Source organism: Pseudoxanthomonas sacheonensis, assembly GCF_010093305.1.
Classification (GTDB): Bacteria; Pseudomonadota; Gammaproteobacteria; order Xanthomonadales; family Xanthomonadaceae; genus Pseudoxanthomonas_A; species Pseudoxanthomonas_A sacheonensis.
On record NZ_PDWS01000010.1, the window covers coordinates 130,783 to 143,637 of the forward strand.

The window sequence follows — 12,855 nt, forward strand, 5'->3', positions numbered from 1 at the left end:
ACGGTCGTGCTATTTAGTTGTCCATGACACCCGCAGCCGTCACTTCCAAAGGCACCGCAACGCGCGAACTGATAGTGGAACGCGCTTTCGGCATCGCCCGTCGCAATGGGTTGGAAGGCCTGTCCATCGGCGAGCTGGCCACTGCGGTGGGCATGTCCAAGAGCGGGGTGTTCGCCCATTTCGGCTCCCGCGAAGACCTGCAGCTCAGCGTGTTGGAGTGGACCGCGCAGCGTTTCACCGAAACCGTGGTGCGTCCCGCGCTAGCCCAGCCGCGCGGTTTGCCGCGCCTGCGCGCCATCGTCTCGGGCTGGTTCGACTGGGTGCTGATGAACGAGGAAGGCTGCGTGATCCTGGCCGCCGCCGGCGAATACGACGGCCGCCCGGGCCCGATGCGCGACCGCATCGTTGGCTGGCTGAGCCAGTGGAACGCGCAGTTGGCCAAGGCGGTGACCCATTGCATCGAATCCGGCGAACTGGCCGCCGACACCGACCCCGAACTCATGGCCTTCGAGCTGGCTGCGCTCGCCGATGGCCTGCACAACACACGCCTGATCGACCCGGCGCGTGCCGAAGACATGGCGCGTCGTTCGTTCGAACGCCTGATCCGTTCCTACTCCCGCTGAACCCCACCGACTGAAACCCACGGAGGTCGTCGCCATGGCTGTCATCGCTAAACCCAGAAATAGCACGATCGTTCTAAAATCCCTGCTGGCCTCGCTGCGCTTTGCCACGATGCGCGCCGGTTTCGCCGTCGGCGGATGGCTGATGCCCGAGGCGACCCTGCATCGCGCGTTCCGTCTGTTCGGCACGCCGATGCCCGGTGCGCGGGAACGGGCGCTGGCCGCCGACACTCTGGGCGCGCGCATCGAACTGCTGGAACACGGCGAGCACCGGGTCGCCGCCTATCTCTGGGGCGATCCTGCGCACCAGCCGCTGGTGCTGCTGGCGCACGGCTGGTCGAGTTTCGGTTTGCGCTTCGCGCCCTGGATACGCGCGTTGCGCCAGGCCGGGTATGCGGTAATCACCTTCGACCAACTGGCGCATGGCCGCAGCAGCGGCCGCCGCGCCACGCTGCCTTCCTTCGCCGAAACCCTGTTCCAGGTCGCCAAGCACTACGGGCCGTTGTCCGCGGTGGTCGGCCACTCGCTGGGCGGCGCGGCCACCATGCTGGCATTGTCGAAGGGGATGCAGGCCGAGCGCACCGTGCTGATCGCGCCGGCCGCCGATCCCATGGCCGCCGCCGATCGTTTCGGGCGCGCGGTGGGACTGGCGCAATCGCTGCGCGACCGCCTCTTCGACGAGTGGGAGAAACGCTTCCACATTCCGGTCGCAGGCATGCAGGTCCACGTCAACGCTCCCTTCATCGCGCGCCCGGCGCTGGTCGTGCACGACCTGGAGGACCGGGAAGTGCCATGGGCGGAAGGCGAACGCTATGCGCGTTACTGGCCGCAGGCGCGCCTGCTCACCACTTCCGGACTGGGGCACCACCGTGTTGCCGCGGAACCGCAAGTGATCGCCGAAGCATTGCGGTTCCTCAAGGGAGAAACCGTCGGCGAACGCGTCGTCTCCTCGCCCAATCTGCCGTTCGGCATCGCCTGAACCTCCTAGCAGGCGATGCATACGGGTGGGCATGGAGGCCCACCCACCTTTGACTAACGTGCGCGACGTTACAATTGCCGCTTGTTCACTTGCACGTGAGGGCGCGCATGAGCACGCCGGCTTCGAATCTTCCCGCCACACAGAGCGACAACACCCCGCTGCGCTTCGTCACCGCCGCCAGCCTGTTTGACGGGCACGATGCGGCGATCAACATCATGCGCCGCCTGATCCAGGGGCAGGGCGCCGAAGTGATCCACCTGGGCCACAACCGCAGCGTCGAGGACGTGGTGCGCGCCGCGCTGCAGGAAGACGCCGACGCCATCGCCCTGTCGTCCTACCAGGGCGGGCACGTCGAATACTTCAAGTACATGGTCGACATGCTGGCCGAGCGCGGCGCCAGCCATATCCGCGTGTTCGGCGGCGGCGGCGGCACCATCACCCCGGAGGAAATCCGCGAGCTGCAGGCCTACGGCGTGGAACGCATCTACCACCCCAACGACGGCATGCACATGGGCCTGGTGCAGATGATCGAAGACGTGGTGGAACGCGCCAGCGCAGCACGGGAATCGGGAATCGGGAATTGGGAATCGGCAGAGCAGGGAATCGGTAAAGCGGCCTTGCCCGCGATCGATGACGAAATCGGCATCGGCAGGATGCTCAGCGCGATCGAAGATGGCGTCTTCAGCGAACCGGAGCTCGCCAAGCTCCGCAAACTATGGGCCACGGGCGGTTCCGATTCCCCATTCCCCATTCCCCATTCCCGAATTCCAACGACACCGGTCGTTGGAATTACAGGCACCGGCGGCGCCGGCAAGTCCTCGGTCACCGACGAACTGTTGAACCGTTTCCTGGCCAGCTTCCCGCAGATGCGCATCGCGGTGATCTCGGTCGATCCCACCCGTCGCCGCACGGGCGGGGCGCTGCTGGGCGACCGCATCCGCATGAACTCGCTGCGCAGCCACCGCGTGTACATGCGTTCGATGGCCACGCGCCGCCAGCACGCGGCCACCAACATGGTGCTGAAGGATTGCATCGGTTTCCTCAAGGGCCTGGGCTACGACCTGGTGATCGTGGAGACCGCCGGCATCGGCCAGAGCGATTCGGAAATCGTCGATCTGGTCGATTTCCCCATGTACGTGATGACCAGCGAGTATGGCGCTGCCAGCCAGCTGGAAAAGATCGACATGCTCGACTTCGCCGAGCTGATCGTGCTCAACAAATACGACAAGCGCGGCGCCGAAGACGCGCTGCGCGACGTGCGCAAGCAGTGGAAGCGCAACCGCGCCGCCTTCCAGACCGCCGACGAAGACGTGCCGGCGTATCCCACCATCGCCAGCCAGTTCAACGACCCCGGCATCAGCTGGATGTTCGCCAACCTGTGCCGGCTGTTGCGCGAAAAACTTTCGCTGCCCGCGCAGAAGTGGACGCCGCAGCTGGACACTTCGCTGAAGGAGCCGCGCGCCACCGTGCTGATTCCCGGTGCGCGCGTGCGTTACCTGGCCGAAATCGCCGAGCAGGGCAGGGGCATCAACAAGGCCGTCGAACAGCAGGCGGAAATCGCCAGCCGCGCGCAGCACCTTTGGGAGTCGTTGCGCGAGATCGGCGACGAAAAGCTGCCCAGACAACTGGCGCTTTATGACACAAGCGACCTGCTGCCAGGTGCCGTAGGAGCGACGTCAGTCGCGACCGAATCTCTTGCTGACGATCCGTCCGAAGGCACGTCGGTCGCGACTCACGTCGCTCCTACGTCCAGCTCGCCAGACCGCTCTCTGCTCACGCTCCGCCAGCGCTACCAGGACGCAGTGCAGTCGTTGACCAACGAAAACCTGAAGCTCCTGCGCGACTGGCCGCAGCGCCTGAAGTCCATCACCGACGAACATTTCACCTACGAAGTGCGCGGCAAGGCCGTCACCGGCGAAAACTACCGCCAGTCGCTCAGCCACCAGCCCATCCCCAAGATCGCCGCTCCCACCTACAAATCCTGGGGCGAACTGCTGACCTTCCTGGGCAAGGAAAACCTGCCGGGCAGCTATCCCTACACCGGCGGCGTGTATCCGTACCGCCGCACCGGCGAAGACCCCATCCGCATGTTCGCCGGCGAAGGCACGCCGGAGCGCACCAACCGCCGCTTCCACTACCTGTCGGTCGGCCAGCCCGCCGCGCGCCTGTCCACTGCGTTCGACAGCGTCACCCTGTACGGCGAAGACCCCGCGCCGCGCCCGGACATCTACGGCAAGATCGGCAACTCCGGCGTCAACATCCCGACGCTCGACGATATGAAGAAGCTGTATTCCGGCTTCGACCTGTGCTCGCCCACCACCAGCGTGTCGATGACCATCAACGGCCCGGCGCCGATGATCCTGGCCATGTTCATGAACACCGCCATCGACCAGCAGGTGGAGCGGTACCTGAAGGAAGACGAGCAGCGCTGGAAACAAGCGCAGAAGACCATCGACAAGCTCTTCGAAGGCCGCCAGCGTCCGCAGTACCACGGCGAATTGCCGCCGACCAACAACGGTCTTGGCCTGGGCCTGCTGGGCATCACCGGCGAACAGGTGGTCGATGCGGAAACCTACGCGCGCATCAGGGCGCAGACGCTCAAGACCGTGCGCGGCACGGTGCAGGCCGACATCCTGAAGGAGGACCAGGCGCAGAACACCTGCATCTTCAGCACCGAATTCGCGCTGCGCATGATGGGCGACATCCAGCAGTACTTCGTCGACAACGGCGTGCGCAATTTCTATTCGGTGTCCATTTCCGGCTACCACATCGCCGAAGCCGGCGCGAACCCGATCTCGCAACTGGCGTTCACGCTGAGCAACGGCTTCACCATCGTCGAGTACTACCTGGCCCGCGGCATGAAGGTGGACGACTTCGCCGCCAACCTGTCGTTCTTCTTCAGCAACGGCATGGACCCGGAATACACGGTGATCGGCCGCGTCGCCCGCCGCATCTGGGCGCGCGCCATGCGCGAGCGCTACGGCGCCAACGAACGCTCGCAGATGATGAAGTACCACATCCAGACCTCGGGCCGCTCGCTGCACGCGCAGGAAATCCAGTTCAACGACATCCGCACCACGCTGCAGGCGTTGTACGCGCTGTTCGACAACTGCAACTCGCTGCACACCAACGCCTACGACGAGGCCATCACCACGCCGACCGAAGAGTCCGTGCGCCGCGCGGTGGCCATCCAGATGATCATCAACAAGGAGCTGGGCCTCAACTTCATCGAGAACCCATGGCAGGGCAGCTTCGCCGTGGACTACCTGACCGACCTGGTGGAAGAGGCGGTGTACAAGGAATTCGAAGCCATCAGCGAACGCGGCGGCGTGCTGGGCGCCATGGACACCATGTACCAGCGCGGCAAGATCCAGGAAGAGTCGCTGTACTACGAACACAAGAAGCACGACGGCAGCCTGCCGCTGGTGGGCGTCAACACCTTCCTGCCGCGCGAGCACGGCGGCGACATCGTCACCGAGATCGAGCTGATCCGTTCGACCGAGGAAGAGAAAGGCCAGCAGATCGCCAACGTGCTGGGCTGGCAGCGGTCGCGCAACGCGCTGGCGCCGGACGGCGAGACCTCGCACGGCCATGTGGTGGAATCGGAGGACGTGGAAGTCCACGACGGCCACGGACTGGGCTATCTGCAGGACACCGCGCGCAACCGGCAGAACGTGTTCGCCGCGCTGATGGAAGCGGTGAAGACCCACTCATTGGGCCAGATCAGCCATGCGCTGTACGACGTGGGCGGGGAGTACCGCAGGAACATGTAGTGGCGCAGGGATGTCGGTAGCCCTTCAGGTTCTGCGACAGCGACACCAGTCGCTACCCCAGGCGTAAAAAAAGCGGGAGCCGAATGGCTCCCGCTTTGCATTGCACTCGATCATTCAGTCCTCGACCGAACCCTCGCCGCCAATCGAGCCGGCGGCGCTGGCCGACGCGCCGTGTCGCGACGCGCTGGCGTTCGCATTGGCATTGGCGTTGCCGCTGGCGCGCGCTCGCGGCGCCGGGCGCGGAGGCGGCGCGTCGGTCCGGCCTTCCTCGCCGTTGCCATCGTTGCGCTCGCCAGCCGATGGCGAGCCACTATCCGCAGCGGATCCGCCGGCGCCGTGGATCGCGCCCGTTCCGCGCGCGATCGCGCTGCCTGCATTGGAGAGTGGCGTAGCGGCTGCACTGCCGTCGCCGGCCTCGCGCTCATCCGTGCGCCCGCCGTTGGCCACTGCCTGTCCGGCCAGCGATCCGGCACCCTCTGCCGAGGCCGAGCGTCCGGCGGCGCCGGCAACTCCGTTCGCGTTGCCAGCAGCTGAACCTTGTGCCGCTGCGGCGACGTTGCGGGTATGCGCCGTCGCCTCGCCCGCAAGTTGCCCGGCGCCCCCGGCAAGCGTGGCGGCTTGGCCTGCTGTTGCGCGCGCATCCTGAGCGGCCGATGCAGCGGCGCCGGATGCCGTTCCGGCCGCGCCTCCGGTCAGGGTTCCCAACTCCTGCAAACCGCTGTTCGAAGAGCTGCCGACCACATTGCCACCGATCGCTCCCGAACCCTGCGCCGACCCATTGTCGCCGCCGGCGACGAGGCCGCCTTGCGCCTGCCCATCGGCGGCGCCGGCCGCTTCTGCGTTCAGCCGATCAAGCCGCGCCTGTTCGCGCGCGGCACGCTTGGCCTCGCGCAGCGCGGCACGCTGCTCGGCTGCGGCTTGGCGGGCGCTGTTGGTGGTCTCGCGCAAAGTGCCGCCCAAATCCGCACCGCCCAGCAGTCCACCCCTTCCCGGATCGATGCCCACGGCGCCGCCCAGTCCTCCGCCGATGTTGCCGCCACCGCCCAGCAGCCCTTGCGCACCGGCCCCCGGTGCAGCGGCCAGCAGGGCGGCGAAGACAGCGGCAGTCAGAGTCTTGTTGTTCATCGTCATCTCCATTCGCAGCGGACGATCCGCGGCTTCATGGAGTTCTACGAATGCCGGCGCCGGTTTCTTCCTTGCTGGCCGCAGGCTTCAACTTTCGTTCATCGCGGCGACCAACGCGCCTGTTCTTCAGCAGCCAGCACTCCAAAGCCATAGCGGTCGTCACGGCCCTTCGCACCGGCGTCGGTCGCTTCGCGCTCAAGTATCGCCATGACCGAAACCGATGAATCCGAAGCGGGCGCGCGGATCGACTCGGCGGCGCGGCGCGCCACCAGCGGTGCGGCGAAAGAGGTGCCGCGCACGGGCTTGAAACCCGCCCCGACGCGTGCGGCATCCAGGCCCGAACCGGGCGCGGCGAAGTCCACCTGCGGTCCGCGCGCGGCTTCGGGCAAGGTGCGTCCGCGCGCATCGATGGCGGTCACGCCGATCACGCCCGCGTAGGCGGCAGGGTAGAGCGGCGGCGCGGCGGGCCCGTCGTTGCCGACGGCTGCAACCAGCACATGGCCACGCCGCAACATCGAGTCCACCAGGCGTTCCAGCAGGGCATTGGGCGGTCCCACCAGACTCAGATTGATCACCGCGACCCGCTCGCGCGAAAGCCATGCCAGCGCCTGCGCCAACCCGGTGACGGCGCCGCCGGTGGGAGCGCCGCAATAGATGTCGGCGGCGAAGAGTTCGCTGCGGGCGCCGGCTCGCTGGCGGTCGGCGGCCGCCGGCGCACCGGCCAGCAGCGACGCCACGGCCGTGCCATGCGCGTCAGGATGTGCAGCGCCTTCGCAGCCCCAGCCATGAACGTCGGTTCCGGCCAGGGAACGATGGGACGCGTCCACGCCGCCGTCGACCAGGCCAACGCGAACCGCAGCTCCGGGCGCGAGGGCTTCCGCGGCAGCGAGGGCATGCGATCCGACCTTCGCCGCCGTGGGTGCGGCATCGGCGCCCAGGTAGATATGGTCGTAATCGTAGCGGCCCGACGGATCGAGTCGCTGCAGCATGCTCAGTGCGCTGCGCGTGCGCATGCCCTCGGGGGCCGCCAGTACCACCAGATGCAAGTCCAGCTCCGACAGTCCGCTGTCGCTTTCGACAGAGAAGCCCGCATCCAGCGCGCGCGATACCGCCTCCGGCGAGGGATCCAGCGCCACTATCCTGCTCCTTACCACCGGTGCGCCGTTGCGGTCGGTGTCGAGTTCGCGCCGGTGCTGGCGCAGCAGCTGGTCGATGCGCACTTGTCGAAGAGTTCCCAGGGTCTGGTTGAGCGGCGCCGCCACGATTTCGCCGACGGGCGCGGGCAGGCGCGGCAGAGGCGCCGGCAGCAGCTGCGCTCCGGCGGATCCGGGCACGGCGCAGGCGCAGAGCAGCAGCAATCGGAAAAGTGTCGGCTTCATCTGGGACCTTACGTTCGGGAGCGTCCGATCCGTCCCTGGGCCGTGCGGCGCGCATGCTAGCATCCGGCCCGCCCGGCCCCGCGTACGGCGCAAGGGAATAAAACAGCCCTGTGAAGCGTATTCCATGATGTCGAGTGCGAAGCCGAGTGCGATCGATGCGGAGATGGCGGACGCCCTGTGCGAACTGCTGCCGCGCCTGCGGCGCTTCGCGCGCACCCTGGCCCGGCATCCTGCCGACGCCGACGATCTGCTGCAGTTGGCGCTGGAGCGGGTGCTGGCGCGGTCCGGCCAGTGGCGCCGCGATACCCGGCTGGATGCGTGGGTGTTCGGCATCATCCGCAACGCCTGGATCGACGAAGTGCGGGCGCGCCAGCGCGGACAGAAGATATTCGCGCCGGAAGAGCATGGGGCCCACGTCGGCGAGTCGCCGATCGAGGGGCGCGAACTGGCGATGACGGTGCAGGCCGCCATGCAGCAACTACCTGAGGAACAGCGGATGGCCATTGCACTGGTGTTGATCGAAGGGCTTTCGTATCGCGAAGCCGCCGAAACGCTGGAGGTTCCGATAGGAACGCTCACCAGCCGTCTGGCGCGCGGTCGCGAAGCGCTGCAGGCGCTGCTGGGCGGCGTGGAAGGAACAGGAGCATGAGCGTGGACACCGAACTGCTGATGGCTTACGTGGATGGCGAGCTGTCGCCCGCACAGGCCGCGCAAGTGGAAGCCGCCATCGCGGCCGATCCGGCGGTCGCCGATGCGGTGGCGCACCAGTTCGCGCTGCGCCGTTCGCTGGGCGAGGCGTATGCGCCCGTGCTGGACGAACCGGTGCCCGAGGCGCTCACGCGGATGCTGCGCCCATCGGATGCGGAGTCCGGCAACGTGGTAGCGCTGCCGCCGCGTGCGGCGCCGGCGCCGCGCTCGCGATGGGGCGTGCCGCAGTGGGCGGCCATGGCGGCGTCGCTGCTGCTCGGCGTTGCGGTCTCGCAGTGGATATCCAAGCCCGATGCGGCCCGTTTGCATACAGGCGAAGGCGGTGCGCTGGTCGCTGGCGCCGATCTCGCCAACAGTCTGGAGCGGCAGCTGGCCAGCGTTCCGGAACCAGACCGGGCGGTGACTATCGGCCTCACCTTCCGAGATGCGGCGGGCAACTATTGCCGCAGCTTTGCGATCAAAGGTTTGAAACCGTTAGCGGGGCTGGCCTGTCGCGGGAGCGACGGCCACTGGAAGGTGCCGATGGTCGCCGAATCGACCGCGCAAGCCGGGGAACTGCGCCAGGCTTCCACCGCCATACCAGCGGCGGTGCTGGCCGAAGCGACCGCCAGGATGAGCGGCGATCCGCTGGATGCCGCCGAGGAGCGCAAGGCCCGCGATGCTGGCTGGCGCTGAGTCCACGAAGGTTTCGTGGACTTCGAAAGAGCCGATGCGGGATTGGAGCGATAGTGTGGATGCACCCTTCTCCCGCTAGCGGGAGAGGGGTTCGATTCGGTTTTTCCACTGTGAATCCAGATGCCCAGTTTTTTCCGGCCGGCGATGAGCGGGATTCGTTGGCCGAACCTGTAGCGGCATTGCGCAACCTTCCGGCGAGTCCGCATGGGCGGCGTATCATGTCCGCCACTTCCGTATCCCCGGTCCGGTCATGCGCAACCCGTTGCAGGAACAACTGCTCAAGGCCGGCCTGGTCAAGAAGTCCAAGGTCGCCGAGGTCGCGCGCGAGCATGCCAGGCAGCGCCACGGCAAGGCGCCGCCGGCGCCCAGCGCAGAGCAGACCGAAGCCGAGCGCGTGCGCCTGGAAAAGGCCGAACGCGACCGCGCGCTGGCCGCCGAACGCAACGCGCAGGCGCGCCTTCACGAGCAACGCGCGCAGGCGCGGCAGATCGTCGAGCAGAACAAGCTGAAACTCGCCGGCGAGATCGCTTACGCCTTCACCGACGAAGGCGTCATCAGGAACGTGCTGGTCGACGAAACCGTGCGCAAGCAACTGGCCAGCGGCGCGCTGGTCATCGTCCGTCACGACCAGGGTTATGCGGTGGGTTATGCGGTAATCTCGCGCGCAGCGGCCGACAAGGTCTACGCCCGCGATGCGGCGATGGTCGTGCTGGACCATGGCAAGGCCGATGAAAGCTCAACCGATGGCGCGGATGACGACTACTACAGCCAGTTCAAGGTGCCGGACGATCTGATCTGGTAGGGCAGAGGCCCGCTTCTGTAGGAGCGACGCGAGTCGCGAAGCTCTGGAAAATTCCGCCTCTCTCGCATACCGCAACCCGATGATCCGTGGCGGGATAGAGTGACGGTCCTGAGGGGACTTCGCGACTCGCGTCGCTCCTACAACCTTCCTACAGAAGGCTCTGCGCTGTCAGATCCAGCGCGGCGATCCGGCCTGTGGCCACATCCACCCGCACCGCTTTCACGTGCGGGCCTTCCTCTTGGCTTTTTTCATCCGCCGCCGCGGGCGGTTCGCTGCCCAACAGCAACAAGTCGTTGTCCTTGCGCATGACCGAGCGTAGTTGGTCCATCGGCAAGGCCAGGCTCCACACGGGTTTGCCCAGCGGTCCGGACACGCGGGTCAGCTGCAATCGTCCTTGCTGTCCCAGCTTGTCGCTGTGCAGCGCCAGTACGCTGTCCGGTTGCCGGTACCACAGCGCTTGTTCGGGCTGGTTGCCATCGTGCAGCAGGCCGGCGCGCAGGAAGCGCGGCGATTCGGGCAGCACGCGGTAATGGCTGAATTTGGGCCGCTTGCCCCAGCGGTCCGGTAGTTGCTTGGGCCAGTCCGGCGGCCCTGCGGATACCTGTTGCACTCGTGCGCCCCACAAGCGGTATTGCTGCGGCTTGGGTTCCAGCGGGGCGGGCACGTGGTTCGCTTCCAGGTATTGCTGCATCGCGCCGGGACGTTCGTTGGGGTCGCGTCCGGGAATGACCGGCTTGTTGCGGTAGAACTCGGCTTCCTGGTCGGTCATCACTCCCAGCCAGCGTTCGCCGATGGGCAGGGCGCGGGTCATGAAGTTTGAAGTGCTGCCGCTCTTGGCCGGCGGCACGATGCCCGCAGGGTTGCGCACGTCGGTGTCGCGCGGGGCGGCGCTCAGGTCGCTGGCATCGATGCGCCATTGGCTGGCGTCGTTCAAGGTGAGTTGCAAGCCGTGCCGGCCGAAAGCGATGTAACCCGGTTCGTCCACGCGTTTGCCGGCCATCGCGGGGTTGGCGGCATCGATGCGCGCGCCGTCGGCCACTACGCTGCCGTCGGCCAGCGATACGCCCAGCGGTCCGTCGACAGTCAGCCACAAGGTCTTGCCGTCGGCGCCCAGCAGGGCGAAGCCGCGCAAATCGCGGCCGCTGCGTTCGGTGCCTTCGTAGGTGCGCAGGCGTTTGCGCCAGGCCACGGTTGCGGTGGCGGGGTCGATGGCCCACAGGTCCACGTGCAGCAGCTCGCGGCGGACGCGGTTGTTGCTGCGGCGGCCCATGGCGCCGGTGATGGTTTCGGACTGGGTGCTGAGCAGGTAGAGACGGTCGGCGCCGCCCTGGTCGGTGCGCAGCGGCGCGGATTGGAACAGGGCCGGTTGCAGTTGCTTGAACCCGCCGGTGGTGAGCACTTGGCGCAGGCCGGCGCTGCCGCCTTGCTGCAGCACCCACAAGCCGGCGGTGCCCACCAGTACCACCAGCACCACACCCAATGCGGCCAACACTCTTACGGCGGGTCGGCTCATGCGGTTTGTCTGCCAGTGGCGGGCGGAAGGGGCGGTTTGGCTTGGGTCATTGGCAGGAACAACGTGGCGGCCAGGTTCGGCAGGACAAATTTGCAATGAAGGGGTGGCTTGGGCTTAATGCAGGCGGTCAGTGATAGGGGGAAGTCGTCATGTCATCCGATCAGTTGATTGCCGTGTCCACCGATGCGTTGCGTGGGTTGTTGCAAGCGGCGGTGCCGCCGGGCATGCCGGTGCTGGTGGGGCCGCCTTCGCCGGAGGGCGAGGCGATGTCGGGGTTGTCGGTGCATTTGTTCCGTATCGGGGTGCTGCCGTTGGCGCGGGCGGTGCCGATGATCGGGTCGGATGGGCGGCGGGCGCGGCCGGAGTTGGGGTTGCAGCTGGACTATCTGGTCAGTGGGTTGGGCGGGGAGGCGCTGCAGGAGCTGGAACTGCTGGGCGCGGCGCTGCATGCGTTGGTGGATTCGCCGGTGCGGGAGCGTCAGTCGCTGTCTGCGTTGTTGTCCGAGCCGGACCGGTTGGCCGCGTTGTCGCCGGGGGCGTTCACGGTGCAGTGGCGGGTGTTGGAGTTGCCGGTGGGCGAGCAGTGCCAGGTGTGGGTGGCCAGTGGCATGCGGCAGCGGGGCGGGGTGTTCGTCAGGGCCGAGGCGGTTTGGCAGGCGGTCGCGGCCTGACGCTGCCGTAGGGCGGGCACTGCCCGCCACCCAAGCAAACCAACAGAAACCATCCGCCCGCACTTTCACGCCTCTCTACGCAGGCGGCGTTACCAAGCGTGTATCAGGTCGGCGAGGGCTTTCCCATGGCGTTGTCGTTGCGCTGCGAGTGCGGGCGGGTGCAGGGCAGGGTGGAGACGGACCAGGTCTACGTGCGCGCCACTTGTTATTGCAAGGATTGCCAGGCGTATGCGCGCTGGCTGGACCGGCCCGGGGTGGCCGATGCGCAGGGCGGTACGGATATGGTGGCGATGAATCCGGCGGCGGTGCATATCACGGCCGGTAGCGAGCAGATTGCGTGCATGTCGCTTAGCGGGAAGGGATATTGCGCTGGTACGCGGCCTGTTGCCGTACGCCGCTGGGCAATACGCCGCGCGATGGCAGGGTTGCTTATGTGGGGGTTGTGGCTATGGGTTTGTGGCCGGCCAGGGAGATGGATGAGGCGTTTGGGCCTAAGGGGAAGACGGTGATCAATTCGGGGTCGGCGCGGGGGAAGGTGAAGGCGACGCCGGTGGGGTTTGTTACTGGTGGGTTGCGGATATTGCGGGGGATTTTGGGGGCGCGGTTGCGG

10 protein-coding genes and 1 pseudogene are annotated in these 12,855 nt (G+C 66.9%); 8 read left to right on the forward strand and 3 right to left on the reverse strand.

Annotation, left to right across the window (positions count from 1 at the left end):
- Nucleotides 1–23 precede the first annotated feature (23 nt).
- The 3 genes from CSC73_RS10505 to CSC73_RS10515 all read left to right on the forward strand — a co-directional run bounded on the left by CSC73_RS10505 (nt 24) and on the right by CSC73_RS10515 (nt 5,372).
- Complete coding sequence (locus CSC73_RS10505; protein WP_163840381.1) at nt 24–623, forward strand: TetR/AcrR family transcriptional regulator; 600 nt, start codon at nt 24–26, stop codon at nt 621–623.
- Between the two features lie 34 nt (nt 624–657).
- Complete coding sequence (locus CSC73_RS10510; protein WP_163840382.1) at nt 658–1,599, forward strand: alpha/beta hydrolase; 942 nt, start codon at nt 658–660, stop codon at nt 1,597–1,599.
- Between the two features lie 107 nt (nt 1,600–1,706).
- On the forward strand, nt 1,707–5,372 hold the full coding sequence (locus CSC73_RS10515) for a methylmalonyl-CoA mutase family protein (protein WP_163840383.1): 3,666 nt from the start codon (nt 1,707–1,709) through the stop codon (nt 5,370–5,372).
- A 114-nt stretch (nt 5,373–5,486) separates the two neighbouring features.
- Here the strand turns inward: CSC73_RS10515 and CSC73_RS10520 are convergent, their stop codons facing one another.
- Both CSC73_RS10520 and CSC73_RS10525 read right to left on the reverse strand, forming a co-directional pair.
- On the reverse strand, nt 5,487–6,497 hold the full coding sequence (locus CSC73_RS10520) for a hypothetical protein (RefSeq protein ID WP_163840384.1): 1,011 nt from the start codon (nt 6,495–6,497) through the stop codon (nt 5,487–5,489).
- 98 nt (nt 6,498–6,595) lie between these two features.
- The gene (locus CSC73_RS10525; protein ID WP_246197489.1) at nt 6,596–7,876 is read right to left on the reverse strand and encodes a S8 family serine peptidase; all 1,281 of its coding nucleotides are present in this window, start codon (nt 7,874–7,876) and stop codon (nt 6,596–6,598) included.
- A 124-nt stretch (nt 7,877–8,000) separates the two neighbouring features.
- Between CSC73_RS10525 and CSC73_RS10530 the strand changes: the two genes are divergently transcribed.
- The 3 genes from CSC73_RS10530 to CSC73_RS10540 all read left to right on the forward strand — a co-directional run bounded on the left by CSC73_RS10530 (nt 8,001) and on the right by CSC73_RS10540 (nt 10,061).
- Nucleotides 8,001–8,525: an RNA polymerase sigma factor gene (locus tag CSC73_RS10530; RefSeq protein WP_163840385.1), complete on the forward strand. Its 525-nt coding sequence runs from the start codon at nt 8,001–8,003 to the stop codon at nt 8,523–8,525.
- Nucleotides 8,522–9,259 carry a zf-HC2 domain-containing protein gene (locus CSC73_RS10535; protein WP_163840386.1) on the forward strand — a complete coding sequence of 246 codons (738 nt, stop codon included), beginning with the start codon at nt 8,522–8,524 and terminating at the stop codon, nt 9,257–9,259. Before CSC73_RS10530 ends, CSC73_RS10535 begins: the two co-directional genes overlap by 4 nt.
- 250 nt (nt 9,260–9,509) lie before the next feature.
- Nucleotides 9,510–10,061, forward strand: coding sequence for a DUF2058 domain-containing protein (locus CSC73_RS10540; protein ID WP_163840387.1), 552 nt, complete (start codon nt 9,510–9,512; stop codon nt 10,059–10,061).
- A gap of 148 nt (nt 10,062–10,209) precedes the next feature.
- On the opposite strand, the gene CSC73_RS10545 is transcribed toward CSC73_RS10540, so the two are convergent.
- Nucleotides 10,210–11,574 carry a PA2928 family protein gene (locus CSC73_RS10545; protein WP_163840388.1) on the reverse strand — a complete coding sequence of 455 codons (1,365 nt, stop codon included), beginning with the start codon at nt 11,572–11,574 and terminating at the stop codon, nt 10,210–10,212.
- 149 nt (nt 11,575–11,723) lie between these two features.
- Between CSC73_RS10545 and CSC73_RS10550 the strand changes: the two genes are divergently transcribed.
- Entirely contained in the window at nt 11,724–12,245 is a 522-nt protein-coding gene (locus CSC73_RS10550; RefSeq protein ID WP_163840389.1) for a Pvc16 family protein, read from the forward strand.
- A 125-nt stretch (nt 12,246–12,370) separates the two neighbouring features.
- Nucleotides 12,371–12,855, forward strand: a pseudogene (locus tag CSC73_RS18670) (DUF6151 family protein); the annotation flags it as partial.